Raw genomic sequence first — 25260 nt, forward strand, 5'->3', positions numbered from 1 at the left:
GGTGATCGGTACCGGGAAGAAGCTACGGAGGCGTTGTCACGGGGTTGTCCGCTTCAGCCTGCGGCGGGCGCACGGCTGGCCGTCGGTTGTGTAACAGACGTAAGGAGTGGGTAAACCCGTACGCCCGTCAGGTCAGCGGCAGCCGGTAGAAGCCGTCCGGCAGCGGCTCCACGAGCCCGTCCGCCACGAGCCCGTCGAGGGCGCGCCCCCGCTGCACCGGCTCGTCCCACACGCGGTCCAACGCCGCCTGAGGGACCGGCGAGACGGCCTCCCGCAGCACGGCCAGCAGCTTCCCGCGCACCTGCCGGTCCGTGCCCGCGTACGTCTGCCCGCGGCGCGGCGGACCGGCGTGATCGGGCTTGCCGGCGAGCCGCCACGCGCACTGGGCGGCGATGGGGCAGCGGTGGCAACTCTCGTTCTTCGCCGTGCAGATGAGGGCGCCGAGCTCCATGGAGGCAGCGGCCCAGCGGGAGGCCGTCGACTCCTGCTCGGGCAACAGGGTGCGAGCGAGCTTGCGTTCGGCCGCGGTCGTGGCGTTCGGCGGGTACTGCACACCGCTCACGGCCCGCGCGAACACGCGCCGCACGTTCGTGTCGAGGACGGCGTGCCGCTGCCCGTACGCGAAGGAGGCCACGGCGGCGGCCGTGTACTCGCCGATGCCGGGCAGCGCGAGCAGCTGGGAGTGAGCACTGGGCACGTCCCCGTTGTGCCGCTCCGTTATGGCGACGGCGGCGCCGTGCAACCGCAGCGCGCGGCGGGGATAGCCGAGCCTGCCCCAGGCGCGCACGGCTTCGCCGGGCGCCTCCTTGGCCAGATCGGCGGGGCGCGGCCACCGCGCGAGCCACTGCTCGTACACGGGAAGGACGCGGCTCACCGGCGTCTGCTGGAGCATGAACTCGCTGACCATCACGCCCCAGGGACCCGCGTCGGGTCGGCGCCACGGCAGGTCGCGGGCATTCTCCGCGAACCAGTCGATGACGGGAGCGTGCAGGGACTCGGTGCTGGTGTTCGTGGGCGCAGTCATGGCAGGACGATCCTGCCATGGGGAGCGGGGACGGCGCGGCCACGCTGCGACGCAAACGGGTTGGCTCGGCCTCGCTCGCTTGACGCCCCCTGGCGATCGCCAGGGGCGGTGGCCCGGCCGGCGCTTGTGGATCCGGACGACGTGGGGCCTCCAGCCCGCAGCGCGGGCCCCTTGCTCCGGGCGGCCCAGGCCGCTCCCGTCGCGGCCGCGGAGGGTCTCGGAGTGGAGCGCAGCCCGCAGCGGGCGCGGCTCACCGGCCTCGTGGTGCCGGCCGCGGCGACAGCCCTGCACCGCACCTGGCCCGCGACGGCGTTCCTCCTCACGGCCGCACCGGGCATCGCGAGGCGATGATCGGGCGGGCGTGAGCGCGATCCTCGCGGCGGGCGGCGACTTCGGGGGAAGGCGGCGGACGGCCGCGGGGCGGTGAGCCTGGCGCAGGCCCACCGCCCCGACGTGGCGCTCCTGGACGTCCGTGTGCCACGCCCGGTCGGCCTGGCGGCGGCGGAGGAGAGGGTACGAGCCGTGCCGGGCACGGCGGTGGCGATGCCGACGACCTTCTCGGCGGACGCGTACGTGGCCCGTGCCCGGACCGGCGGACGGCGCCGCGTTCCGGTCACCGAAGGTGGCGCGCCAGGTGATCGACGGCTTCGGGGCACAGCGCCTGGGCCGAGAAGCAGGGGCCAGGCCCCGAGTGGCCGCGCTCACCCCACGCGAACGCGAGGTGCTTGCCCTGGTGGGCGCGGACCTCCCGAACCCGAAGATCGCGCGCCGCCGTGGAGGGCGAGGTGAAGGCCTGCGTAAGCGCCGTCCTGGACCGTCTGGAGGTCAGGAACGGGATGGCCACCGTGGCGTACGAGACGGGCCTGGTCCGATCACCGCCGATGACCCCCGACGGCCACATACCCGCTCACCGCCCCCGCCCCGGCGAACCAGCGAACAACCCCGCTCCCGGACCCCCGCATGGCAACGACGACCCGGGCCCCGCTCCCCGCACAGAGCCGCACCACGACGAACGAGACGAGAGCCCCGACGGCGAGGCCCACCGCGACGTCGTGCGGGTAGTGGACGCCGACGAAGACGCGGGAGAAGGCCATGAGGAGGGCGAGAGGGACGGTGAGCCAGCCGATGGCGGGCCGGGCGAGGGTGAGGCCGACGGCGGAGGCGGCCGCGATGGTGGCGTGGTTGCTCGGGAACGACCAGTCGCCATGGGGCGGACAGGCGACGAGGGAGGTCAGGGCGCCGGAGACGGCCCGGCAGGGACGCTCCTCGTCGACACCGGACTTGACCAGCTCGCTGCACACATAGGCGACGCCGGTGGCCAGCGGGGCGAGCACCGCGACGGCCAGGGCCCGTGGATCACCGCTTCGGGCCCGCCACCAGGCGGCGAGGAAGAGCACGGCGAAGATCAACAGGCCCAGCTCGGTGAACACCTCCATGAGGTGCTGGAACCACGACGGGGTGTCGTGGGCGAAGCCGGTGATGTCGCGATAGAGGTCGGAGTCGAAGATTCCCATGACATGGACGGTACGTAATGCCCCAGCACCATCACATCCCGCGATGGTCTCGTCCCGTACCTGAGGAAAGACAGGGGTTGTCCCCGCGCCGAAACCGCCGCGCGGGACTATGATCCGCAAAACTCGCGGGCCGAGGCGGCGGGTGGGGGCGGGAGAACGGGCTGATCTCTCGTACAGTTTGCGCCGTGGGATCTCTGCGCAATCCGATCGGGCCGCTTCCCTCCACCATTTACTGGCGACGGAGGGCCGTCCTGCTGTCCATGGTGGCGCTGCTCGCGCTGCTGATCGTATGGGCCGTCAACTCCGGTGGCGGAGGCAGCAAGACCGGCGCCGGTGGCTCGAACGGCAAGGACACCGCGCCCTCGTCCATCACGCCCGGCCCCTCCGGGTCCGGACCCGCGATCAGCGAACACCCGGGCGGCCGCGACGAGTCGGGCGGCGGCGGTGACGACGGTTCCTCCGACGGCGCCAATGGCGACGGTTCCGGCTCGGGCTCCGACACGGCCGGCGCAGGCGCGGGATCCGATGACGGCGCGAAGGGCGGCACAGGCGCGGGCGACCGGCTCCCCGCGGGCTCAAGTCTCCCCGACTGCACGACAGGCGGCGTGACGCTGACGCTGCGCAGCGTCAGCAACTCGTACGCGCCGGGCGAGAAGCCGAAGTTCGAGCTGACCGCCAAGAACACGACGGCGAAGGACTGCAAGGTCGATCTGGGCCCGAAGAGCGCGGTCCTGACGATCACTCAAGCGTCCAGTGACACGGAGATCTGGTCGTCCGGCGACTGCCCCAAGAGCGCCGGCAGCCTCCTGCTCCGCGTACCGGCGGGCGCCCGCATCACGCACACGATCGAATGGGACCGCAAGGCAAGCGCCCCCGAGTGCGCCACCCCGAAGACGGGCCCGGCGACGCCAGGCACCTACCTGGTGGAGGCGAAGGCACCCCAACTCCCCAAGGCCCAGGCATCCTTCGTACTGGCCAAGGACTGACACCACCAGCCCTCCGACAGAACGATCAGCGCCTGCCGAGGCGCACACCGACGACCGGTCCCGTACGAGAGATCCGGGGGGCCGCTCCAGCGAACGCCCCACGGGCGATCAGCGGCGTACGAAAGGGACGCGCCAACGAACGCCCCACCGGCGATCAGCCGCGTACGAGAGGGGCAGGCAGCGAACGCCCCACGGGTGATCAGTCACATACGAATCGGGTGACGGGTGAACGCCCCACTGGCCGGTGGTCGCGTACGAAACGGGAGGGGCCGTGGCGGGATGTGCGCGCGGAGCCACCAGCACCACGTACGGGTAATCAGCTGGGTGACGAGGCCCCATAGAACAGCGAGCACGTACATCCCGGCGCGGTCCCGCACCCGAAGGACGGCGGGGCGAGCCCACCGGGCCGCACTCAGGACTCCACCCCAGGCCCCACGCGGCAGCCCCCAGGCACCCCTGGAAGCCACAAGGGAGGCCGTAGCGACGCCAACGACGCCTGGAAGCCCCCAAGGGAAGAGGCAACCCTAGCCCCTAGACCCTGGGCACCCCGAGACCCCGGGCACCTCCAGCCCCTAGAAGCCCTTAGACGTACCGCTCCAGGATCGACGACTCGGCCAACCGCGAGAGCCCTTCCCGCACGCTGCGGGCGCGGGCCTCCCCGACGCCGTCCACGGCCTGCAGATCATCGACGCTGGCGGCGAGCAGCTTCTGGAGCCCGCCGAAGTGCTCGACAAGCCGGTCGATGATGGCCCCGGGCAGCCGAGGCACCTTCGCCAGCAGCCGGAACCCACGGGGTGAAACGGCCGAGTCCAGAGTCTCGGGCGACCCGGTGTACCCCAACGCACGTGCCACGGTGGGCAGTTCGAGAAGCTCGGCATGCGTCAGCGCGTCGAGTTCGGACAGCGCCTCGTCGACGGTCCGGGACCGCTTGGCCGTGGGTTCGGGCACGTAGTCCCGAACGACGAGCTCCCGCTCGGGCTCCACCCCGGCGATCAACTCGTCGAGCTGAAGGGCGAGCAGCCGGCCATCCGTGCCGAGCTCCACCACGTACTCGGCGATCTCGGTGGCGATGCGCCGCACCATCTCCAGCCGCTGCGCGACCGCGGTCACATCCCGGACGGTCACGAGATCCTCGATCTCGAGCGCGGAGAGCGTCCCGGCCACCTCGTCCAAGCGGAGCTTGTACCGCTCAAGGGTGGCGAGCGCCTGATTCGCGCGCGAGAGAATCGCGGCCGAGTCCTCGAGAACGCGCCGCTGCCCGTCCACGTAGAGGGCGATGAGCCGCATCGACTGCGACACCGAGACCACGGGGAAGCTGACCTGCTTGCTCACCCGGTCCGCGGTGCGGTGCCGCGTGCCCGTCTCCTCCGTGGGGATCGTGGGGTCGGGCACCAACTGGACGCCCGCCCGCAGGATCTTGGTGATGTCCTTGTCGATGACGATGCCGCCGTCGAGCTTGCACAGCTCGCGCAGACGCGTCGCGGTGAACTCGACGTCCAGGATGAAACCGCCGGTACACATCGACTCGACGGTCTTGTCCCAGCCGAGAACGATGAGTCCGCCGGTGTTGCCGCGGAGGATTCGCTCGAGGCCGTCACGCAGCGCCGTACCGGGCGCGACCGCGCTCAGTGAGGCGCGCATCAGCCCATCGGCACCGGAGCTCCCGCCGGACTTGCCGGGAGCTGCTGCCCGGTCGTTGGCTGCCACTGCACTCCTCCGGTCGCAGATGTCGCAGATATCGCAGAAGTCCCAGATCTTGCGGAACGCGCAGATCTTGAATGCCCAGGGTTCGTACGCACGGGCGAGACCAGGGCAAAGTCTACCGGCGCTCCTCCGTCTCCCGTGGGGCCTCTCGGCGACGGCTCCTGGGCAGCACGCGCAGAGCGTCCCCCATGTCGGCGACTTCGGTGACCTTCATACCGGCGGGCACCTTGCCCGGATCGCTCGGCACGAGGGCGTGGGTGAAGCCGAGCCGGTGCGCCTCGGCGAGCCGGCGCTGCACGCCGGTCACCCGTCTGACCTCGCCCGCGAGGCCGACCTCACCGATCGCGACGAGGTTCTTGGGGAGCGGGGTGTCGCTGGCGGCGCTGGCGAGGGCGAGGGCGATGGCGAGGTCCGCGGCGGGCTCGGAGAGCTTCACGCCGCCGACGGTCGCGGAGTAGATGTCCCGCTTTCCCAGGGCACTGATCCGCCCGCGCTGCTCGAGCACGGCGAGCATCATCGAGACGCGAGACGTCTCCAGGCCGGACGTGGTGCGCCGCGGGGACGGGATCTGGGAGTCGACGGTGAGGGCCTGGACCTCGGCGACGAGAGGCCGCCGCCCCTCCAGGGTGACGGTCAGGCAGGTGCCCGGGACGGGTTCGTCGCGGCGGGTGAGGAACAGTCCGCTGGGGTCGGCGAGTCCGGTGATGCCTTCGTCGTGCAGCTCGAAGCAGCCGACCTCGTCGGTCGTCCCGTACCGGTTCTTCACGCCGCGTACGAGGCGCAGGCGCGCGTGCCGGTCGCCTTCGAAGGAGAGGACGACGTCCACGAGGTGCTCGAGGAGGCGCGGGCCGGCGATGGCGCCGTCCTTGGTGACGTGGCCCACGAGCAGGGTGGCCATGCCCCGCTCCTTGGAGGCGCGGATCAGGGCGCCGGCGACCTCGCGGACCTGCGCCATGCCGCCGGGGGCGCCGTCGATCTCGGGGGAGGCGACGGTCTGTACGGAGTCCATGATCAGGAGGCTGGGCTTGACGGCGTCCAAGTGGCCGAGGACCGCGGACAGGTCGGTCTCGGCGGCGAGATACAGATGGTCGTCGATCGCCTTGATGCGATCGGCGCGCATCCGGACCTGGCTCGCCGACTCCTCGCCCGTGACGTACAGCGTGCGGTGCTCGTCGCCGGCGGCCTTGGCGGCGACGTCGAGCAGGAGCGTGGACTTTCCGACGCCGGGCTCGCCCGCGACGAGGACGACGGCCCCGGGGACGAGGCCTCCGCCGAGAACCCGGTCGAGCTCGGGCACGCCGGTGGAGCGGGCGGTGGCCTGCCGGGCGTCGACCTGGCCGATGGGGACGGCGGACGTCGTGACCCGGCCGGGCGCGGTCGTCCGCACGGCGGGCGCGCCGTACTCCTCGACCGTCCCCCACGCCTGGCACTCGCCGCAGCGACCCAGCCATTTCGCCGTCTGCCAGCCGCACTCGGTGCAGCGGTAGGACGGCCGGTCCTTGCCGGATTTCGTACGGGCAGCCATGCACCGAACCGTAACGGAGACCACTGACAGCCCGGCACCGACCGCCACCCGACAACCATCCGGCCGCCACCCCGCAGCCTCCCGCCGCCCCCGGAGGACCCCGCGCCGGGTGTGCGCCCCCGTGCGCCCCGGCGCACATATATGCGCCGAGCGCATGTTCCCTTGGGCGGAATTCGGTATTCCCGTCCCCTTTTGAGGGATCGTTTCACCCGTACGGATTAAATGTCCCCAAGGGGGAGGAAGGGTGCGGCAGCGTCCGCCTACGGTCGCACGGGTGATGACGAGCAGGCCGGAAACCTCCACGCAGACCACCGGCGCACACCGGGCGCACCGCGACGGGCCCGGGAGACCTGCGCCGCGGACCGTACCCCAGCGCCCGACGTCGCGCTACGAGCCGTATCTGGACGGCCTGTTCACGTACTGCCTGTCCGTCCTGTGCGATCACGACGACGCCGTCGCGGCGCTGGGCGACGCCCTGGCGCTCGCCGAACGCCGCGGCTCCCGCGGCCCCGAAACCGAGAGCGACCGCAAGGCGTGGCTGTACGCGCTCGCGCGCTGGTCGTGCCTGCGGGCCCTGGCGGAGGCGAGACGCCTCAGACAGGGGACGCACGCCCCGGGCCGGCCCCGCCCCGAATCCCCGCACGCCAAAGAGGCCCCTTCCGAAGAGATCCAGGCGCAGCGCCGTCGGGAGCTCGCGCTCCTGGCCTGGCCGGAGGCCGCCGGTACGACGCCCGAGCAGCGCGAGGCGCTGGAGCTGGCCGTACGGCATCAGCTGTCGCCCCGGGAGGTCGCCGCCGCACTGGGCACGGACCCGGGGCTCACCCGGGAGCTGCTCGCCTCCGCCGCCTGCGAGGTGGAACGCACCCGCGCCGCCCTCGCCGTGGTGGAGACGGGCACCTGCCCGAGCGTCGCCCGCCTCACCGGAGACAACCAGCTGCTGCTGAGCTCCGCCCTGCGCCGCGAACTGGTCCGGCACGTCGACGACTGCCCCCGCTGCCGTCGCACCGCCGAGCGCGCCGCCCCCGGCGCCTGGCCCGGCACGGCGGTCACCCCGGCCGCCCTGCCCCTCGCGACGGCCCCGCGCGCGGCCCTGCACCGGGCGATGGCCCACGCCAACCGCCCTCAGCGAGGCGCGGTCCCCCGCTTCGACCGGCGCGGCTTCCCGATGGACCCCAAGGACAGGGCGGCCCGTCGGGACCGGCTGCGCGCGCGTGCCGTCACGACGACGGTCGTCGCCACCGTCGTGGCCGCCCCGGTGCTGGCGCTGTGGGCGGCGTACCGGGGTGCGCCGCAGACGGGCGAGGGTCAGGACGGGCGCTCGATCAGCGCGAGCGAGGCCGGCGACCCGGGCGGGCTCGACGGCAACCGCGCGGACGCCGCTTACGAGAACGCGGGCAACGCGCGCACGACCCCCGACCCGCGTTTCACCGCGGGCAGCCGCTCCCCGGACGTCTCCGTGGAGGTCATCAGCTCTGGTGGACCCTCGCGCTCCGGCCCGGGCCGGCTCACCGTGGAGGCGCAGCCGAGCGGCTCCGCGACCCTCATCACGCTGACGGCGTCCGGGAGTTCACCGGTCCACTGGTCCGCACGCACCGGAGCGAGCTGGCTCTATCTGACGAGCACGTCGGGAACGCTGCGGCCCGGCGAGTCGTTCACGATCCGGGTGTACGTCGATCACGACCGGGAGCCCGCCGGTCACTGGTCGGCGCGCATCGGCATCGACCCCTCAGGGGCCGTCATCTCCATAGAGGGACACGGGAGTTCGAGCCCCTCGCAGCCCGGCACCTCCGACCCGGGCCCCGACCCGTCGAACACGGGGCACCCGGGCCCCGGCCCGTCCGACCCCACGCCGTCCGACCCGGACCCCACACCGTCCGACCAGAGCCCCACACCGTCCGAACCGTCACCGAGTTCGTCGGCGCCCGCGGACTCGTCACCGCCGCCGAGCGGCGGCGGCGGTGCGAGCCCGAGCGGCGGCTAGCGCGGGCCGGCGGGCGCGGTTCTCAGGAAGCGGTGGTGGGATCCGCCGGATGCGGCGCGAGCAGCGGCAGCTGTGAGGCCAGGCGCTCCTCGCACAGCTCGGCGAGACGGTCGTAACCCTCCTTGCCCATGAGCTCGGTCAGCTCGGGCCGGTAGGAGACGTACACCGGGTCGCCCGCCCCGTGGGCCGACGTCGCCGAGGTGCACCACCAGTGCAGATCGTGGCCGCCCGGGCCCCAGCCGCGGCGGTCGTACTCGCCGATGGACACCTGGAGCACACGGGTGTCGTCGGGCCGGTCGATCCACTCGTAGGTCCGGCGGATCGGCAGCTGCCAGCACACGTCCGGCTTGGTCTCCAGAGGTTCGCGGCCCTCCTTGATCGCCAGGATGTGCAGCGAGCAGCCCGCGCCGCCCTTGAAGCCGGGCCGGTTCTGGAAGATGCACGAGCCGTTGTACGGGCGGGTCTGGCGCTCGCCGTCCTCGTCCGTGGAGACCCAGCCCGTCTGCGTGCCGACCTCGTGGTGCTGCCAGATGTCGGGCGTGAGCCGGGCCACGAACCCGGCGACGCGCTTCTCGTCGTCCTCGTCGGAGAAGTGGGCGCCGAGCGTGCAGCAGCCGTCGTCCGCGCGGCCCGCCTGGATGCCCTGGCAGCCGCTGCCGAAGATGCAGCTCCAGCGCGAGGTCAGCCACGTCAGGTCGCAGCGGAAGATCTGCTCGTCGTCCGCGGGGTCGGGGAACTCGACCCAGGCGCGGGCGAAGTCCAGACCCTTCTCGTCGGGGGCGGAACCTTTCGGCGATGACACCTTCGGCGATGAACCCTTCGTCCTGGACTGTTTCGTCCCTGATTCCTTGGACTTCGGCGCCTTCGACGGCTTGGTGGCCGACTTGGCTTCCTTGTCGCTCTTACCGCGCTTGTCGCTCTTGTCGGCGTTGACCTTTTTCGTCTTTGGCACGGTTCCAGGGTAAGCGCGCTGCGGTGCCCTCGGGGACTGACGCCCGCCCCATGCGCAGTAGCGTTCCGTATATGAGACTCGGTGTCCTCGACGTGGGTTCGAACACGGTGCACTTGCTTGTGGTGGACGCCCACCCGGGCGCGCGCCCGCTGCCCGCGCACTCGCACAAGGCGGAGCTGCGGCTCGCGCAACTCCTCGACGACCATGGCGCCATCAGCCCCGACGGCGTGGCCCGGCTGACCGCCACCGTGCGGGACGCCCTGGAGGCGGCCGAGGACAAGGGCGTCGAGGACCTCGTGCCCTTCGCCACCTCGGCCGTACGCGAGGCCAGCAACGCCGACGAGGTCCTCGCCCGGGTCAAGGAGGACACCGGCGTCGAGCTGCGTGTCCTCACCGGCGAGGAGGAGGCCCGGCTCACCTTCCTCGCGGCCCGCCGCTGGTTCGGCTGGTCGGCCGGGAAGCTGCTCGTCCTGGACATCGGCGGCGGCTCCCTCGAGATCGCGTACGGCATCGACGAGGAGCCCGACGCCGCGGTGTCGCTGCCGCTCGGGGCGGGGCGTCTGACGGCGGGCTGGCTGCCGGGCGACCCGCCGGACCCCGCGGACGTCAAGGCGCTGCGCAGGCATGTACGCGCGCAGATCGCGCGGTCGGTCGGTGAGTTCACGCGCTTCGGCAAGCCCGATCACGTCGTGGCCACGTCCAAGACGTTCAAGCAGCTCGCGCGCCTGGCCGGAGCGGCCCGTTCCACCGAGGGTCTGTACGTCCAGCGGGAGCTGAAGCGCAAGTCCCTGGAGGACTGGGTGCCGCGCCTGGCCGCGATGACGGAGGCGGAGCTCGCCGAGCTCCCCGGGGTCTCGGAGGGCCGCGCGGGCCAGCTGCTCGCGGGCGCGCTGGTGGCCGAGGGGGCCATGGACCTGTTCGGGGTGGAGACCCTGGAGGTCTGCCCCTGGGCGCTCCGGGAGGGCGTGATCCTCAGGCGGCTCGACCACATGCCGGGGGACTGAGGGGACGTATCGCGGCAAGAGGCCGGGCGCGGCCCGGCCCCCCGTCGCGGCCCGGCCCCCGTCGCGGACCTGGTCCGCCCCGCCGGGCGGACCCGCAGGGTGTCGCCGTGCTGAGGCAGCTGAGGCGCACCCCACAGCGCCCGCGGGCCGACCACCTCCCCGGGGCTCAGCCGGGGCCCGTACTCTGTCTCCGTGGCAGAACCAGTGGTGCGCATCCCGGATGCGAAGGTCGCCCTGTCGACGGCCTCGGTCTATCCGGAGTCGACGGCGACGGCCTTCGAGATCGCGGCACGCCTGGGCTACGACGGCGTCGAGGTCATGGTCTGGACCGACCCCGTCAGCCAGGACATCGAGGCCCTGCGGCGGCTCTCCGACTACCACCAGGTCCCGATCCTCGCCGTGCACGCGCCCTGTCTGCTGATCACGCAGCGCGTCTGGTCCACGGACCCGTGGACCAAGCTCCAGCGCGCGAAGTCGGCGGCCGAGAAGCTGGGTGCGTCGACGGTCGTCGTCCACCCGCCCTTCCGCTGGCAGCGCCAGTACGCGCGCGACTTCGTCGACGGCGTCTGGCGCATGGCCGGCGAGACGGACGTCCGCTTCGCTGTCGAGAACATGTACCCCTGGCGCTACCGCGACCGCGAGATGCTCGCGTACGCCCCCGACTGGGACGTCACCAAGGACGACTACCGGCACTTCACGATCGACCTCAGCCACACCGCGACGGCCCGTACCGACGCGATGTCGATGATCGACCGCATGGGCGACCGCCTCGGCCACGTCCATCTCGCGGACGGCCGGGGCTCGGCGAAGGACGAGCACCTGGTCCCGGGCCGTGGCACGCAGCCCTGCGCCGAGCTCCTGGAGCGCCTCGCCCTGACCGGTTTCGACGGACACGTCGTGATCGAGGTCAACACCCGCCGCGCCATGTCCAGCGCCGAACGCGAGGCCGACCTCGCCGAGGCCCTCGCCTTCACCCGCCTGCACCTCGCGTCGGCGGTCCGGGTCCCGCGCTCATGACCGACCCGGACGTCCCTCCCGCACGCCGCAGGGGCCGGCCCTCCCGTACGCAGACGGAGGCGGCCGGCCCCGCGACCCGCGACCGCATCCTGGCGGCGGCCCGCGCGGAGTTCTCCGAGCGTGGCTACGAGAAGACGTCGGTACGCGGTATCGCCAAGGCGGCGGGTGTGGACGCGGCGCTCGTGCACCACTACTTCGGTACGAAGGAGCAGGTCTTCGAGGCGTCCATCGAGGTCGCCTTCGCCCCCGCCCTGGACGCACCGGCCGCGATCGAGGACGGCCCGCTGGACGGCGTCGGCGAGCGCCTCGCCCGCTTCATCTTCTCCGTGTGGGAGAACCCGGCGACCAGGGCCCCGCTCCTCGCGGTCGTCCGCTCGGCCGTGAACAACGAGACCGCGGCGGCCGTCTTCCGGCGTCTGATCGCCGTACAGCTGCTGCGGAAGATCGCCCGGCAGCTGGACCTGCCGCCCGAGGAGGCCGAGCTCAGGGCGGAGCTGGCGGCGGCGCAGCTCGTGGGGATCGCGATGCTGCGTTACGTGATCAAGGTGGAGCCGCTGGCGTCGGCGGACATGGAGCGGATCGTCGAGCGGGTGGCACCGGTGGTGCAGGGGCATCTGACGGGGAGGTGACGCGCGCTCCCCGGGGCACGCCCCCACGTGGCATGCCCCCCGAACCGTCGCGAGGCCCGGCCGCCGGGCGCCCGGGCGGGACGTGAGGGCCGGGCTATCCGGACGGGACGCCATGGCCGGGGGCACGTACAGCGAGACGCGCGTCCCGTATTCCGGACACCCTGTCCGGATCTTGGATCGGCGGCGTACGCTCGATAACAGCCCTATCTGCCGCACGGGCCCCTGAACGGGCCCTTGAAGGAGCGAGCGACGATGCCCGAGCTGAGGTCCCGCACAGTCACCCACGGACGCAACATGGCGGGCGCACGCGCCCTTATGCGTGCCTCCGGGGTACCCGGTGCGGACATCGGCCGGAAGCCGATCATCGCCGTGGCCAACTCGTTCACCGAGTTCGTGCCCGGCCACACCCACCTCCAGCCGGTCGGCCGCATCGTCTCCGACGCGATCACGGCGGCGGGCGGCATCGCGCGCGAGTTCAACACGATCGCCGTCGACGACGGCATCGCGATGGGCCACGGCGGCATGCTCTACTCGCTCCCCTCCCGCGACCTGATCGCGGACAGTGTCGAGTACATGGTCGAGGCGCACTGCGCCGACGCCCTGATCTGCATCTCGAACTGCGACAAGATCACCCCCGGCATGCTGATGGCGGCCCTGCGGCTGAACATCCCGACGGTCTTCGTCTCCGGCGGCCCGATGGAGTCCGGCCGCGCCACCCTGGTCGACGGCACCGTCCGCACGCTCGACCTGGTCGACGCGATCTCCGACGCGGTGAACGACAAGATCTCGGACGAGGACATCCTCCGCATCGAGGAGAACGCCTGTCCGACCTGCGGCTCCTGTTCCGGCATGTTCACGGCCAACTCGATGAACTGCCTGACGGAGGCCATCGGCCTCTCCCTGCCGGGCAACGGCTCGGTCCTCGCGACGCACACGGCCCGCAAGGCGCTGTACGAGAACGCGGCCCGCACGGTCATGGACATCACGCGCCGCTACTACGAGGAGGACGACGAGTCGGTCCTGCCGCGTAACGTCGCCACCTTCGAGGCCTTCCAGAACGCGATGGCACTCGACATCGCCATGGGCGGCTCCACCAACACGATCCTGCACCTGCTGGCCGCCGCGCAGGAGGCGGGCGTCGCCTTCGGCCTGGAGGAGATCAACGAGGTCTCGCGCCGCGTGCCGTGCCTCGCCAAGGTCGCGCCGAACGTGGCGAAGGACCGCACGTACTACATGGAGGACGTGCACCGCGCCGGCGGCATCCCCGCCCTGCTGGGCGAGCTGTACCGCGCCGGCCTCCTGAACGAGGACGTCCACTCCGTCCACAGCCCCTCGCTCTCCGACTGGATGAAGACGTGGGACGTGCGCGCGGGCTCGCCGTCCGCCGAGGCCGTCGAGATGTGGCACGCGGCCCCCGGCTGCGTGCGCTCGGCGGAGGCGTTCTCCCAGTCGGAGCGCTGGGAGGCACTCGACCTGGACGCCGAGAACGGCTGCATCCGGTCCGCCGAACACGCGTACTCGAAGGACGGCGGCCTCGCGGTCCTCAGGGGCAACCTGGCGGTCGACGGCTGCGTCGTGAAGACGGCGGGCGTCGACGAGTCGATCTGGACGTTCGAGGGTCCGGCGGTCGTCTGCGAGTCGCAGGAGGACGCCGTCGACAAGATCCTCAAGAAGGAGATCACGCACGGCGACGTCGTGGTCATCCGCTACGAGGGCCCCAAGGGCGGCCCCGGCATGCAGGAGATGCTCTACCCGACGTCGTTCCTCAAGGGCCGCGGCCTCGGCAAGACCTGCGCCCTGGTCACGGACGGCCGCTTCTCCGGCGGCACGTCGGGCCTGTCCATCGGCCACGCCTCGCCCGAGGCGGCGTCCGGCGGCACGATCGCCCTCGTCCAGGACGGCGACCGCATCCGCATCGACATCCCCAACCGTTCGATCGAGCTCCTCGTCCCCGACGACGAGCTGGCCACCCGCCGCGCCGCCCTGAACGGCGTCTACGCTCCGGTCGCCCGCGACCGCAAGGTCTCTGCCGCCCTGCGCGCGTACGCCGCGATGGCGACGAGCGCGGACAAGGGCGCGGTGCGGGACGTCTCGAAGCTGGGCTGCGAACCGGCCGACCGCCTTCGGCGGACCGGTGGCTTGAACCGGGCTCTGGCCCTGCCGTGCTGACATCGGTTCTGGTTCTGCCTGATGCGTGAGCCCGCCGGGCGGCGAATTCGCCGCCCGGCGGGCTCATGTCTGTACGAGGACGGGGTCACGCCTGCGTGTTGCCGCGGTCGCGGTCTCAAGGGCCCGGCGCGGTCGCGGTCATCAGAGCCTGGCCCGACGGTGGTCGCCCTTCGCCGGCCAGGCCCGGCCGGGGGCTCAAGGCCCGTACCGCCCCATGTCACCAGCGCCCGGGCTCCCGCCCGTCCACCCCGAACACACTTCCGTCGGGCGCGCTCCCGTACACGTGCCCGCCCTCACCCACGACGGGCGCGGGCAACTCCCCGACCACCCGCCCGGGTTCACTCCCGAGCCGCGGGCGCGTCTGGCCGAGGGGTTTGCCGGTGCGGATGTCGGTGGCGAGCAGGCGGCCGTCGGGGGCGGTGAGGTAGACGTGGTGTTCGTCGGCCGCGGGTGCCGAGCCCCTGCTGATGGAGGTCTCCACCCGCCACCGCTGTGTGCCGGTCGTCGTGTCCACGGCCACGAGCGCCCCGCCCACGGCGAGGAGATACACGGAGTCGCCGTGCAGGGTGACCGTCGCCTGAGGAAGGACAGTCGTCAGCTGTGACCGGCGCACGCTGCCGCTCGCCGGGACGTAGCGGACCAGGGCGACGGTCTCGCTGGCACTGTTGTGCTCGGTGAACCAGACCGCGCCCTTCGAGGTGCCGACCGGGGTCAGATTCCCGCTGATCCGCCGTTGCCACCGGACGGCCCCGGACTCCGGGTCCACGGCGCTGACCTGCGTGCTTGCCCCGTCCGGAGACATGGTCGTCGCGTAGGCGAGGCCCTTGCCGAAGTACGCGAGGGTGGGCTGCGGATGACCTGGCAGGCGGTGGCTCCAGAGCTTGCGGCCCGTGGCGCCGTCGACCCCGGTGACCGTCCCGTCAGCCGCGGTGAGCAGCACTGTGTCACCGGCGTGCAGCACGCGGCCGTTGTACGCGGCGATGCCCATGTCCCAGCGGGGCTTGCCCGTACGCGGATCGAGCGCGCGCAGACGCATGCCGTCGGCACTGATCGCGTGGACGAGACCGCCGGAGAACACGGGAGCCGCCATGGGCGAGGCGGCCGAGTCACTGTCGGAGCCGGGGGACCTGTGGCTCCACAGCACGTCTCCGTCGCGCGGATCGACCGAGGCGGTGAGCGCGCCGGTCACCGCACAGCGCAGGGCTCCGCCACCGTACGAGCAAGCCGGCATCGCGGCGGCCGAGTCACCCGACCCGCCGCCCAACCCGTGGGCCCAGGGCTTGAAGCCGTGCGCGGCACGACCGGCCGTGGAGATCGAACGCGCGCTTGAGGGCCCCCCGTCACTCAGCGAGGTGAGGACGACGGTCGCCGCTGTGATCGAGAGGACGACGGCCAGGGCGCCGCCGGCGATCAGAGCACGCCGCCGACGGATGACGCCGGTCGCCCGGCTTCCTGGAGCCTCCGGTGTGGGGGCGGCAGAACCTTCGGGGGAGCGGCGCGCGTCCGTTTCTTCAGTCAGTGCACCGGACGATCGGCGGTGCGTCTCCTCGGCAGCGTCGTGGGACGGTTCGCGGTTCCCGACTCCGACTCCGACTCCGGCTCCGGCCCTGCGCTGTTGGGGTATGAACGCCTGGGTGTCGTACTGGGCGGAGACCCGGCGCAGCTCCTTCATCAGCTCGTCGGGGGTCGGCCGGCGCTCGGGGTCCTTGGCGAGACAGCGCGTGATCAGCGGCGCCAGATCGTCTTGGACGGCCGTCAGGTCGGGCTCGTCATGGACCACTTGGTACGCGACCAGGTAGGGGCTGTCGGAGTCGAAGGGCCCACGTCCGGTCGCCGCGTGCACCAGGACCGAACCGAGCGCGAAGACGTCCGCCGCCGGTCCCACTTCGCGCGGCCGACGGAACTGCTCCGGTGCCATGAATGGTGGCGTACCGATCAATTTGCCCGTCTCGGTCCGCAGTTCGCTGTCCTTCGGCCGGGAGATACCGAAGTCGATCACCTTCGGGCTGTCTTCGGCCAGCAGTACGTTGCTCGGCTTCAGATCGCGGTGCACGACTCCGGCGCGATGGATGTCCCGCAGAGCCTCGGCGAGCCCGGCCATCACCTGGCGCAGTCGGGCAGGCCGCAGCGGGCCGTGCTGCTTCACATGCTCGGCGAGGGTGAGGCCGGGAATGAACAGCGTGGCCATCCACGGCCGTTCGGCATCGGGGTCTGCGTCCACGACGGGCGCCGTGAAAGCGCCGCTCACCCGTCGTGCGGCCGCGATCTCCTGCCGGAAGCGTCCCCTGAACTCGGGGTCCCTGGCGAACTCGGCATGCACGACCTTCACCGCGAGTTGCATTCCCGAGGCGGACCGCGCCAGATGGACGACTCCCATGCCGCCGGAACCCAGACGCCCTTCGAGGCGGTAATGGCCGGCGTACTCAGGAAGTTCCGCTTCCGCACCGGGCCCGGCGTTGCGGCCTGGCGGCATGGTCCACCCCCGTGGCTGTCATCCGTGAACGCCCCGCGTGCAGCCGTTCGCACGAGCGACGCACGGAGCCTAGTCGATGATTCGTACGAGACGGACGAGGCTTGCTAGCCTCCGCGTGCATCAGCTGAACACACCGGTTTCAACGGGGGCTCAACGATCTCTGAACGAGGCCCTGGCGGAACCCCGGAAGGTTCGGCGCCGAGAAGGCTCAGAAGTTCAACGGGGGAGGCCCGCATGGCGGTTGAGGAAAAAGAGAGTGCAGGAGAGGCCGTGGAGGCCGCGGCGCAGCGCTACTACGCGGTCGCGCCCGGCACGGCACTGAACGTCCGCAGTGGTCCCGGCACGCACTACCGGCCCGTCCGCGTCCTGCCGGAGGGCGCCACCGTGCCGATCTTCTGTCAGCGTCCGGGGGAGACCGTCAGCGGCCCTTACGGCACGACCAAGATCTGGGACAACATCGGCGTCGGCGAGTACGTCTCCGACGCGTACGTGAAGACCGGCAGCGACGGCTACGTGGCGCCGCGCTGTGCCTAGGGGAGAGCGAAGCGGAGCAGGACGGGGACCCATGACCACGGTCAACTGGGCGGTACGGGCGAGGCTGTCGGGCGTGAGAGGGCGCAGGGCGGGTGTGGCCGTGGCCGGTGCCACGGCAGCGCTGAGTCTTGTCCTGGGCGCGGCTTCGCAGGCCTCGGCCGTGGCGATCCGCTACCCGGTGGCTCCGGACGTGCGACTGAAGGTACGCAGCGGACCGGGCACCGACTACCAGCTGGTCAAGGTCCTGCCGCTGGGCGCCCGCGTACCGATCAACTGCCAGAAGCCGGGCGAGACCATCAGCGGCACGTACGGCACGTCGGACCTCTGGGACAACATCGCCAACGGCCAGTACGTCTCCGACGCCTACGTGACGACCGGCAGCGACGGCTACGTGGCGCCGCGCTGCGCGTAGCGGATGGCGGGGCCCGGTCGCGTACTCCGACGTGCGCGACCGGCCCCGTCACTTCACCGCAGGCCCGGGGCCGCGCCTAGCGCGCCCTTCAACTCCCCGCCTCCTCAAGAAGGATCCGCGCCAGCTCCCCGGGCCGGGAGAACATCGGCCAGTGCCCCGTGTCCATCTCCCGCAGCCGCCAGTTCCCGCCGCGCAGCAGCGCGGCCACGTCGTCCGTCGGCTCGGGCCCGTCGAGCAGGCACTTGATGTACGTCGCCGGAAGCTCGCCCGGCGGGCGGGACAGTACGGCCGGCTCCGACAGGGACGCTCCCGGGTGCGGCGTGGCCCCGCCCACGATCCGCGCGACCTGCGCGTCGTCGAGCCCCTGCCCCTCGCACTCGGGCGCGGTCAGCGGCGGCCAGTACCCCTCGTTCGCCGCAAGGACGGCCTCCAGTGCCGCCGGCCCCTGCCACCACCCGGACACGAACGACTCCCCGTCCGCCGGGACACTCGAGTCGACGTACACCACGCGCTCGAGCCGGTCACCGATCCGCTCGGCGGCCTGACCGACCGGGATGCCCGAGTAGCTGTGCCCGACCAGGACGACATCGCGCAGTCCGAGGCGCTCCACCTCGTCGACGATGTCCTGGACATGAGTCTTCTGTCCGGCTGGAACGCCCTGCTTGTCGGCGACCCCGGAGAGCGTCACTGCGTGCGCGCCGTGCCCGGCCGCGCGCAGCTCCGGCACCACGTCGTCCCACGCCCACGCCCCGAGCCACGCACCTGCGACTAATACGTATTCCGTCATGCGGGCAATGTAGGGGAGGGGTCCGACAATGCCCCGTGCCTGGCTGGCGGCACCCCAGCCCCAGCCCCAGCCCCAGCCCAAGCCGCACCCGAGCCTCACCCATGTCCCGCCCGAGCCCCGCCCGTGCGCACCCGGGCCCCACCCGCACCCAAGCCGCACTCCAGCCCCACCCCCGAACCCGGACCACCGGCCCCACCCCCGAACCCGGACCACCGGCCCCACCCCCGAACCCGGACCACCGGCCCCACTCCCAAACCCGGACCACCAGGGGCTCCGCGGATGCCCGCCATAATCGAAACGTGAGCGATGAATCCGGCACCCCCCGCCCCGCCCCCGAGACCCCGGAAGCCGCCGGCGGCATCCCCGTGGGCCCCCAGCCCGAGGAGATCCGTTTCTTCGGCAGGACCTGGGTCGAGCACGACGGCGGCTATACCTGGCGGCGCGTCGCGGTCGCCGCGGGCGCGCTCGTCGGCGCGGCGGCCGGCTGTTTCGTGCTGCGCTTCGCGTACGAGGGCCTGGCCATCGCCGACGTCGGTTCCTTCGTGAACGTACTCGTGGTCCTGATGTTCGCGATCTGCAGCGCCCTCGCCTTCCGCCGCACGTGGGACGGCTTCTCCAGGCGTCCGGATCCCGAGGCGCAGGCGTCCCTGCGCGGCTTCATGTCGATCGGTTTCGTCGGCGTACTGCTCGCCTACTGCCTGCGCTGCTTCTCGGAGGCCCCGGGCGAGAAGCTCCGCAGGCAGGAGTACGCGACCGCCCGCGAGCAGTACGAACGCCGCAGCACGCGTCGCACCGGCAACCCGTCGAAGAAGAAGCGCAAGGGCTGACCCGCGCGGCCGCGATCGGCGGCTGCGACGTGGCGCGGGCCGAGTCGGACGCCGTGTGATGACGAGGGGCCCGGCGTGGGACGGCCACGCGTCGCACCGGCAACCCGTCGAAGAAGAAGCGCAAGGGCTGACCCGCGCGGCCGCGATCGGCGGCTGCGACGTGGCGCCGGCCGAGCCGGACGTCATGTGATGACGAGGAGCCCCGCGCGGGACAGGATGGCGGCATGCCCACCGTTTCGCGCGCCCACTCGTTCAACGCCGCGGCCGCCCAGTACGCCGCGAACCGTCCGTCCTACCCGCCCGCCCTCCTCGACGCCGTCGAAGACGTCACCGGTCGGCCCCTCGCAGGCGCCCGCGTGGCCGACGTAGGCGCGGGGACCGGCATCTCGACCGCCCTCCTGCACGCGCGCGGCGCCCACGTGGTCGCCGTCGAGCCGGGCGCCGGCATGGCGGTCGAGTTCCGCCGGGCGCTGCCCGGCGTACCGATCGTGCGGGGTGACGGCAACGCCCTCCCCCTCGCCGACGCCTCCCTGGACCTCCTCACCTACGCCCAGTCGTGGCACTGGACCGAGCCGGCCCGCTCGGCCCCCGAGGCGATGCGGGTCCTGCGCCCGGGCGGCGCGCTCGCGCTGTGGTGGAACACCGTTGCCCTCGACGTCCCGTGGATCGCCGCGCAGCACGAGCGCATCGCGCGCCACGTGGGCGGGGAAACGGGTGCCAGGCAGCGCCCCGACAAGTCCCGCGCCATCGCGCTGTCGGGCCTTGCGGACCTGCCGGGCCGCGGCGAGGTCACCCTGCGGCATGTGCGCTGGAGCCGGCTCGTCCCAGTGGACACGCACCTCGCCAACATCGGCAGCCACTCGGCGTTCCTCGTCCTCGAAGAGGGTGACGCGCAGTCCTTCCTCGCCGAGGAGCGCGCCCGGCTCGGTGACCTCTTCCCGGACGGCACGGTGGAGGAGACCTATGTGGTCGAACTCCTGGTGGCCACTCGCAGCTGATCCACGGCGCTCCCGACACCGGCGGCCGCACTCTCCACCACCTCATGACGCTTGACGCCCCGGCCTCACCTCGGGAATATTCATCACATGATGAATATTCCCGAGGGGGCGTCCCGCCCGGAGCCCTCCCCCTCCTTGTCGCCGGAACCACCGGCGGCCGCCGTCCGCGCCACGGGCCTCACCGTCGTCCGAGGCTCCCGCCCCGTCCTGCACGCCCTGGACTTCACCGTTCCCCGCGGCCAGATCACCGGTCTCCTCGGCCCCTCGGGCTGCGGCAAGTCCACGCTCATGCGCGCGATCGTCGGAACCCAGGCCAAGGTCACCGGCACACTCACCGTCCTCGGCCATCCGGCGGGCTCCGCCGAACTCCGCTCCCGCGTCGGGTACGTCACCCAAGCCCCCTCCGTATACGCGGACCTGACGGTCCGCCAGAACCTGGACTACTTCTCGTCAGTGCTCCAGCCGGGCCGCGCCGCCGCCTCCCACCGCCGGGAGGACGTCGCCCGGGTCATCGCCGAAGTGGACCTCTCCTCCCGTGCCGACGCCCTCGCCGGCAACCTCTCAGGGGGCCAGCTCAGCCGGGTCTCGCTCGCCGTCGCCCTCCTCGGCACCCCCGAACTCCTCGTCCTCGACGAACCCACCGTCGGCCTCGACCCCGTCCTGCGCCGCGACCTGTGGAACCTCTTCCACTCCATCGCCGCCGAGCGCGGCGCCACGATCCTCGTCTCCTCGCACGTCATGGACGAGGCCGAGCGCTGCCACCGCCTCCTCCTCATGCGCGAAGGCGAGATCCTCGCCGACGACCGCCCCGACGCCCTGCGCGCCGGTACCGGGGCGGCGACCGTCGAAGACGCCTTCCTCCACCTCGTCGACCAGGCCGACACCCTCCAGCGGAGCCCCCGATGAACGCAGCCCGCACCCTCGCCACCGCAGCCCGAGTCCTGCGCCAGCTCCGCCACGACCCGCGCTCCATCGCCCTGATGCTGCTCGTCCCGTGCGTGATGCTCTTCCTGCTCCGCTACGTCTTCGACGGCAGCCCCGGCACCTTCGACTCCATCGGGGCCTCCCTCCTCGGCATCTTCCCGCTGATCACGATGTTCCTGGTGACGTCCATCGCCACCCTGCGCGAACGCACCTCCGGCACCCTCGAACGCCTCCTCGCCATGCCTCTCGGCAAGGGCGACCTCATCGCCGGTTACGCCCTCGCCTTCGGCGCCCTCGCGGTCGTCCAGTCCGTACTGGCGACGGCCCTCGCCCTGTGGGGCCTCGGCCTCGACGTCACCGGCTCCGCCTGGCTCCTGCTCCTGGTCGCCCTTCTCGACGCCCTGCTCGGCACCGCTCTCGGCCTCTTCGTCTCCGCCTTCGCCGCCTCCGAGTTCCAGGCCGTCCAGTTCATGCCGGCGGTGATCTTCCCCCAGCTGCTCCTGTGCGGCCTGTTCATCTCGCGCGACAAGATGCAGCCCGTCCTCGAAGGGGTCTCCGACGTCCTCCCCATGTCGTACGCCGTCGACGGCATGAACGAAGTCCTCCGCCACACCGACCTCACGGCCGACTTCATCCGCGACGGGGCCGTCGTCGCCGGCTGCGCCCTCCTCGTCCTGGCCCTCGGCGCCGCGACGCTCCGCCGCCGTACGGCCTGACCGCCGCCGATGCGAGGATGACCCCGACGGACGCAACCGCACCGAACCCCGCGCCCCGAAGGGTGGCCTCCATGCCCCAGCAGCACGTCGCAGTCCTCGGCACCGGAAAGATCGGCGAGGCCCTGCTCAGCGGAATGATCCGAGCGGGCTGGGCCCCGGCCGACCTCCTGGTCACGGCCCGCCGTCCGGAACGCGCCGAAGAACTCCGCACCCGCCACGGCGTCACCCCCGTCACCAACGCGGAAGCCGCCAAGCGGGCCGACACCCTGATCCTCACGGTCAAGCCCCAGGACATGGGCGCCCTCCTCGCCGAACTCGCGCCGCACCTCCCCGCGGACCGCCTGATCATCAGCGGCGCGGCGGGCATCCCGACGACCTTCCTCGAGGAGCGCCTCCCCGAAGAAACCCCCGTCGTGCGCGTCATGACGAACACGCCCGCTCTCGTCGACGAGGCCATGTCCGTCATCTCCGCCGGCTCCCACGCCACGGCCGCCCACCTCGCCCACGCCGAGGAGATCTTCGGCGCCGTCGGCAAGACGCTCCGCGTCCCCGAGTCGCAGCAGGACGCCTGCACCGCCCTGTCCGGCTCGGGCCCGGCATACTTCTTCTACCTGGTCGAGGCCATGACCGACGCGGGAATCCTGCTCGGCCTGCCGCGCGACAAGGCCCACGAGCTGATCGTCCAGTCCGCGATCGGCGCCGCCACGATGCTCCGCGACAGCGGCGAACACCCCGTCAAGCTCCGCGAGAACGTCACCTCCCCCGCCGGCACCACCATCAACGCCATCCGCGAACTCGAAAGCCACGGAGTCCGCGCCGCCCTCATCGCCGCCCTGGAAGCCGCCCGGGACCGCAGCCGCGAACTGGCCTCCGGCAACAACAGCTGACCCACTGCCCGGCACGCCTGCCGGCCCACGCCGCCCGCGCACGAGTGCTGCGCGGGCGGCGCCATGAGGAGAGAGGCGGGCGAGGCGAGGGTGGCCCTCACACGGCGCTGCGGTCCATCAGTGAGAAGAACGTGTCACCGCGGACGACCTCGAACGGGTCCTCCAGCAGTGCGGCGAGGTCGGCGATGTCGCTCGGGGTCCAGTCCCAGGCGTTGATCGCGGCGGCGATGAACACCGGCTTCGACGTGTCCCGCCCCTCGATGTGCCGCAGCAGCGCGTCGCGGAACTCCTTGCCCTTCCCCTGCGGGTAGAAGTTGCCGATCACCGGGATCCCGGCCGGCCGCACCTGCAGGTCACCGGTCTCCCAGGACTGGATGACGCCGTGCACCGGCGTGTTCTTGCGGTAGGACGCCATGACCCGCTCGTCGAACGGGACCCAGCCGTCGCCCGCGGTGTTCCGGGGGTTGTAGGCGTAGGCCAGATCCATCCCCGTGCGGCGCAGGAAGCGGCCGCTGAGTGCCGTGTACGCGTCCAGAGCCTCCTCGGGCCAGGATCCGGGGTAGGTGTAACCCGCGCCGGACGGACCGGAGATGAGCAGGTCGTTGGCGGTCGCGGTCCGCTGGTAGTACGCGAGGAGCGCCGGTCCGATGTCGGCGAGCAGCGGGCTCACTGTCCAGTTGACGGGGATGGTGCCGCGCTTCGGGTCGTCCCAGATGTCCCGCATGCGGCGCTGGCAGTACTGGACGTTGTCGCCCTCGCCGACCGTCAGCGTCACGTACACGCGGTTCTTGAGCTCGGCCTTCGGGCGGGGCCGCACCCGGTCGGAGATCTTCGCGCCGGTCCCGGCGTGCACCGTCCCGTTCATGTAGAAGTCGGCGGGCACGACCGGGATGCCGTGCTGCGAGGCGCGGTCGACGCCGCCCCACTCACCGGCCACGTCGTTGGAGAACCAGCCGGTGTACGGGGTGGTCGGCCGGAGCTTGGTGAACGTCTCGTCCAGCAGCTTGCCGGTGTCACCCGACGGCGGCAGCCACAGCACCATGGCCTTGCTCGCCACCACATAGTCCCGGAAGTACGGGAAGGGCTCGACGCGGGTGGGCGCGGTGGTGGCGGCGGTGACCAGGAACTGGTTCCACATGTCGACGTCGACCGTGAGTTCCTTGGCACCCGCGGGCGCGGTGAAGTGGTAGACGAAGTAGCCCCCGCCGTCGCTGAACCGGTTCGACTTGTCCCCGATCGAGGAGTTGAGGCCGTCGAACAGGTACGGCTTCTCGGCGTCGGTGCCCGGCGTGAACGAGGCGATCTCCTTGCCGTCCGCCTTCACGGCGACCGAGGCGACCGACGCGCCCCAGCCGTCGTCCCCGAAGGAGTCCTGGAACCGGAGGTAGACATCGTTGTCGCCGCCGAGTTCCGGGCTGAGGTCGAGCGTGCGCACCTTGCGGTTGGAGGTGTCGCGGATCCGCTCGGTCTCCCGGGTGACCTCGCGCCACTTCACCCCGGTCACGTTGACGGTCCGGCTCGGCGGCAGGCCGGCCAGCAGGGCGTGGCTGCAGCGCGGGAAGAGGTGGTCGAGCTGCCAGCGGTAGGTGGCCAGCACGTCGTCGGCGTCGAAGCGGCCGCGCAGGTCGGTGACGGTCTTCAGGCCGTGGGTCTTCGCCTGTTCGGCAGTCGCGGCGACGGCGCCCTGGAGTCCGGCGAGCGTGGTGGCGACGTTGACCGAGTCCGGCACGTCGGGGTCGATGAGGACGGCGCCGCGCACCTCGTCGCGGTAGCGGCCGACCAGGTCCAGAGCGTCGGCGTGGTGGGTGGCCTTCGCGCCGGTCCCGGCGAGCCAGCGCAGGTCCACCTCGCCGCCGTCGAAGTTGAAGTAGAGCCGTGGGCTGCGCCGGTTGACGATGCCCTGGAGGGTCGTCAGCAGCAGTTGGTCGTTGCCGGTCAGCTCGCTGACGTCGCCGACGTCGAGCCGCGTGGCCCGGCCGAAGGACGGCAGGAGGCGGGCCGCGGCGCCGCGCTCGGCGGCGCCTGCCTGTTGCGGCAGGGAGATCCCGATACTTCCGGCTGCCAGGACCGCGCCGCCCGCCTGCAGGAGATTTCTTCGTGACACCATCGACGATCACTGCTCCTCGAAAGCCTGACATCGTTGTAAACAGTCGGCGAAAGTAAGCCGCTGGACGGCATGTTGTCCATGGGTGCGCGC

General features: G+C 72.0%; 21 protein-coding genes and 2 pseudogenes. 15 read left to right on the top strand and 8 right to left on the bottom strand.

Translation table 11 applies throughout. The annotated features are described in order from the left end of the window. Positions 1–127 precede the first annotated feature (127 nt). Positions 128–1024 (bottom strand): A/G-specific adenine glycosylase, encoded by an 897-nt coding sequence (locus tag ACFC96_RS20710; protein ID WP_376613500.1) that lies wholly within the window; start codon positions 1022–1024, stop codon positions 128–130. Positions 1025–1165: 141 nt separating this feature from the next. Here ACFC96_RS20710 and ACFC96_RS20715 point away from each other — a divergent pair, with 141 nt between their 5' ends. Together ACFC96_RS20715 and ACFC96_RS20720 are read left to right on the top strand one after the other, a co-directional pair. Beyond that, positions 1166–1375: a hypothetical protein gene (locus ACFC96_RS20715; RefSeq protein ID WP_376613502.1), complete on the top strand. Its 210-nt coding sequence runs from the start codon at positions 1166–1168 to the stop codon at positions 1373–1375. A 10-nt stretch (positions 1376–1385) separates the two neighbouring features. Continuing rightward, positions 1386–1893: pseudogene (locus ACFC96_RS20720) on the top strand (DNA-binding response regulator); the annotation flags it as partial. Between the two features lie 3 nt (positions 1894–1896). Here ACFC96_RS20720 and ACFC96_RS20725 read toward each other — a convergent pair. Further along, on the bottom strand, positions 1897–2538 hold the full coding sequence (locus tag ACFC96_RS20725; RefSeq protein ID WP_376613504.1) for a phosphatase PAP2 family protein: 642 nt from the start codon (positions 2536–2538) through the stop codon (positions 1897–1899). Positions 2539–2723: 185 nt separating this feature from the next. On the opposite strand from ACFC96_RS20725, the gene ACFC96_RS20730 reads away from it, so the two are divergent. Continuing rightward, positions 2724–3524 carry a hypothetical protein gene (locus ACFC96_RS20730; RefSeq protein ID WP_376267593.1) on the top strand — a complete coding sequence of 267 codons (801 nt, stop codon included), beginning with the start codon at positions 2724–2726 and terminating at the stop codon, positions 3522–3524. Positions 3525–4106: 582 nt separating this feature from the next. Here the strand turns inward: ACFC96_RS20730 and disA are convergent. Then, positions 4107–5231 carry a DNA integrity scanning diadenylate cyclase DisA gene (gene disA / locus ACFC96_RS20735; RefSeq protein ID WP_376267596.1) on the bottom strand — a complete coding sequence of 375 codons (1125 nt, stop codon included), beginning with the start codon at positions 5229–5231 and terminating at the stop codon, positions 4107–4109. A 112-nt stretch (positions 5232–5343) separates the two neighbouring features. Further along, on the bottom strand, positions 5344–6753 hold the full coding sequence (gene radA, locus ACFC96_RS20740) for a DNA repair protein RadA (RefSeq protein ID WP_376267599.1): 1410 nt from the start codon (positions 6751–6753) through the stop codon (positions 5344–5346). A 277-nt stretch (positions 6754–7030) separates the two neighbouring features. Here radA and ACFC96_RS20745 point away from each other — a divergent pair, with 277 nt between their 5' ends. Then, the gene (locus ACFC96_RS20745) at positions 7031–8734 is read left to right on the top strand and encodes a hypothetical protein (protein ID WP_376613541.1); all 1704 of its coding nucleotides are present in this window, start codon (positions 7031–7033) and stop codon (positions 8732–8734) included. Between the two features lie 22 nt (positions 8735–8756). On the opposite strand, the gene ACFC96_RS20750 is transcribed toward ACFC96_RS20745, so the two are convergent. Beyond that, positions 8757–9686 (bottom strand): hypothetical protein, encoded by a 930-nt coding sequence (locus tag ACFC96_RS20750; RefSeq protein WP_376267602.1) that lies wholly within the window; start codon positions 9684–9686, stop codon positions 8757–8759. Positions 9687–9757: 71 nt separating this feature from the next. Here ACFC96_RS20750 and ACFC96_RS20755 point away from each other — a divergent pair, with 71 nt between their 5' ends. The 4 genes and pseudogenes from ACFC96_RS20755 to ilvD all read left to right on the top strand — a co-directional run. Beyond that, a complete protein-coding gene (locus ACFC96_RS20755; protein ID WP_376267605.1) occupies positions 9758–10690 on the top strand; it encodes a Ppx/GppA family phosphatase in 933 nt (310 codons plus the stop codon). A 192-nt stretch (positions 10691–10882) separates the two neighbouring features. Continuing rightward, positions 10883–11707 (top strand): sugar phosphate isomerase/epimerase family protein, encoded by an 825-nt coding sequence (locus tag ACFC96_RS20760; protein ID WP_376267608.1) that lies wholly within the window; start codon positions 10883–10885, stop codon positions 11705–11707. Beyond that, positions 11704–12336, top strand: coding sequence for a TetR family transcriptional regulator (locus ACFC96_RS20765; protein WP_376613506.1), 633 nt, complete (start codon positions 11704–11706; stop codon positions 12334–12336). Before ACFC96_RS20760 ends, ACFC96_RS20765 begins: the two co-directional genes overlap by 4 nt. Positions 12337–12588: 252 nt before the next feature. Then, positions 12589–14439, top strand: a pseudogene (gene ilvD, locus ACFC96_RS20770) (dihydroxy-acid dehydratase); the annotation flags it as partial. A 283-nt stretch (positions 14440–14722) separates the two neighbouring features. Here the strand turns inward: ilvD and ACFC96_RS20775 are convergent. Continuing rightward, the gene (locus ACFC96_RS20775; protein WP_376613508.1) at positions 14723–16978 is read right to left on the bottom strand and encodes a serine/threonine-protein kinase; all 2256 of its coding nucleotides are present in this window, start codon (positions 16976–16978) and stop codon (positions 14723–14725) included. 234 nt (positions 16979–17212) lie between these two features. On the opposite strand from ACFC96_RS20775, the gene ACFC96_RS20780 reads away from it, so the two are divergent. Next, positions 17213–17512, top strand: coding sequence for a peptidase (locus ACFC96_RS20780; RefSeq protein ID WP_376267619.1), 300 nt, complete (start codon positions 17213–17215; stop codon positions 17510–17512). A gap of 31 nt (positions 17513–17543) precedes the next feature. After that, on the top strand, positions 17544–17924 hold the full coding sequence (locus ACFC96_RS20785) for a hypothetical protein (RefSeq protein ID WP_376613510.1): 381 nt from the start codon (positions 17544–17546) through the stop codon (positions 17922–17924). 88 nt (positions 17925–18012) lie between these two features. On the opposite strand, the gene ACFC96_RS20790 is transcribed toward ACFC96_RS20785, so the two are convergent. Further along, positions 18013–18711: an alpha/beta fold hydrolase gene (locus ACFC96_RS20790; protein ID WP_376613512.1), complete on the bottom strand. Its 699-nt coding sequence runs from the start codon at positions 18709–18711 to the stop codon at positions 18013–18015. A 299-nt stretch (positions 18712–19010) separates the two neighbouring features. Between ACFC96_RS20790 and ACFC96_RS20795 the strand changes: the two genes are divergently transcribed. The 5 genes from ACFC96_RS20795 to proC all read left to right on the top strand — a co-directional run bounded on the left by ACFC96_RS20795 (position 19011) and on the right by proC (position 23063). After that, a complete protein-coding gene (locus ACFC96_RS20795) occupies positions 19011–19538 on the top strand; it encodes an EamA/RhaT family transporter (RefSeq protein WP_376613514.1) in 528 nt (175 codons plus the stop codon). Positions 19539–19762: 224 nt separating this feature from the next. Continuing rightward, complete coding sequence (locus tag ACFC96_RS20800; protein WP_376267634.1) at positions 19763–20536, top strand: class I SAM-dependent methyltransferase; 774 nt, start codon at positions 19763–19765, stop codon at positions 20534–20536. Between the two features lie 87 nt (positions 20537–20623). Further along, positions 20624–21442 carry an ABC transporter ATP-binding protein gene (locus ACFC96_RS20805; RefSeq protein WP_376613516.1) on the top strand — a complete coding sequence of 273 codons (819 nt, stop codon included), beginning with the start codon at positions 20624–20626 and terminating at the stop codon, positions 21440–21442. Beyond that, positions 21439–22176: an ABC transporter permease gene (locus ACFC96_RS20810; RefSeq protein WP_376267640.1), complete on the top strand. Its 738-nt coding sequence runs from the start codon at positions 21439–21441 to the stop codon at positions 22174–22176. Before ACFC96_RS20805 ends, ACFC96_RS20810 begins: the two co-directional genes overlap by 4 nt. 71 nt (positions 22177–22247) lie before the next feature. Further along, positions 22248–23063, top strand: a complete 816-nt coding sequence (proC, locus tag ACFC96_RS20815; protein ID WP_376267643.1) for a pyrroline-5-carboxylate reductase — start codon at positions 22248–22250, stop codon at positions 23061–23063. Between the two features lie 97 nt (positions 23064–23160). Here the strand turns inward: proC and ACFC96_RS20820 are convergent, their stop codons facing one another. Further along, positions 23161–25170: a GxGYxYP domain-containing protein gene (locus tag ACFC96_RS20820; protein WP_376613518.1), complete on the bottom strand. Its 2010-nt coding sequence runs from the start codon at positions 25168–25170 to the stop codon at positions 23161–23163. Positions 25171–25260 lie beyond the last annotated feature (90 nt).

The organism is Streptomyces sp. NPDC055955 (assembly GCF_042270245.1).
Classification (GTDB): Bacteria; Actinomycetota; Actinomycetes; order Streptomycetales; family Streptomycetaceae; genus Streptomyces.

Coding starts and splice junctions, on each gene's coding strand:
- ACFC96_RS20710 (WP_376613500.1), bottom strand. CDS start 1,024: ATGACTGCGCCCACGAACACCAGCACCGAGTCCCTGCACGCTCCCGTC.
- ACFC96_RS20805 (WP_376613516.1), top strand. CDS start 20,624: ATGATGAATATTCCCGAGGGGGCGTCCCGCCCGGAGCCCTCCCCCTCC.
- ACFC96_RS20745 (WP_376613541.1), top strand. CDS start 7,031: ATGACGAGCAGGCCGGAAACCTCCACGCAGACCACCGGCGCACACCGG.
- ACFC96_RS20775 (WP_376613508.1), bottom strand. CDS start 16,978: ATGCCGCCAGGCCGCAACGCCGGGCCCGGTGCGGAAGCGGAACTTCCT.
- ACFC96_RS20800 (WP_376267634.1), top strand. CDS start 19,763: ATGCCCACCGTTTCGCGCGCCCACTCGTTCAACGCCGCGGCCGCCCAG.
- proC (WP_376267643.1), top strand. CDS start 22,248: ATGCCCCAGCAGCACGTCGCAGTCCTCGGCACCGGAAAGATCGGCGAG.
- ACFC96_RS20780 (WP_376267619.1), top strand. CDS start 17,213: ATGGCGGTTGAGGAAAAAGAGAGTGCAGGAGAGGCCGTGGAGGCCGCG.
- ACFC96_RS20725 (WP_376613504.1), bottom strand. CDS start 2,538: ATGGGAATCTTCGACTCCGACCTCTATCGCGACATCACCGGCTTCGCC.
- ACFC96_RS20820 (WP_376613518.1), bottom strand. CDS start 25,170: ATGGTGTCACGAAGAAATCTCCTGCAGGCGGGCGGCGCGGTCCTGGCA.
- ACFC96_RS20810 (WP_376267640.1), top strand. CDS start 21,439: ATGAACGCAGCCCGCACCCTCGCCACCGCAGCCCGAGTCCTGCGCCAG.
- ACFC96_RS20790 (WP_376613512.1), bottom strand. CDS start 18,711: ATGACGGAATACGTATTAGTCGCAGGTGCGTGGCTCGGGGCGTGGGCG.
- radA (WP_376267599.1), bottom strand. CDS start 6,753: ATGGCTGCCCGTACGAAATCCGGCAAGGACCGGCCGTCCTACCGCTGC.
- ACFC96_RS20785 (WP_376613510.1), top strand. CDS start 17,544: ATGACCACGGTCAACTGGGCGGTACGGGCGAGGCTGTCGGGCGTGAGA.
- ACFC96_RS20765 (WP_376613506.1), top strand. CDS start 11,704: ATGACCGACCCGGACGTCCCTCCCGCACGCCGCAGGGGCCGGCCCTCC.
- ACFC96_RS20755 (WP_376267605.1), top strand. CDS start 9,758: ATGAGACTCGGTGTCCTCGACGTGGGTTCGAACACGGTGCACTTGCTT.